Consider the following 293-nt stretch of genomic DNA (forward strand, 5'->3'; position numbering starts at 1 on the left):
TGAGGATCGTGATGCCGACGAGGAACAGCGCGCCGCCGAGGGCCGACAGCCCGATGAGCGGGTGGGACAGGAAGCAGATCGCGAAGTAGAGCGGCATCCAGGGCAGGTCGCACAGGGCCGCCGGAGCCGGGCTCGAGAGGAACCCGCGGATCTGGTCTAGGTCGCGCAGCGGCAGGTAGGCGGCGCCCGGCGTCGGGCCGCCCTGGGGCGCCTGCCCCACCGCGGTGAAGACCCGGGGGCTGAGGCACTCGTCGAGCACCGCGACGATCCGGGTGAGCAGGCGGGCGCGCATC

General features: G+C 73.4%; 1 pseudogene. It reads right to left on the bottom strand.

The features are described 5' to 3' along the window. Positions 1 to 293, bottom strand: a pseudogene (locus tag ACLBXP_RS25855) (type I secretion system permease/ATPase); the annotation flags it as partial.

This window comes from Methylobacterium sp. A54F (genome assembly GCF_053346035.1).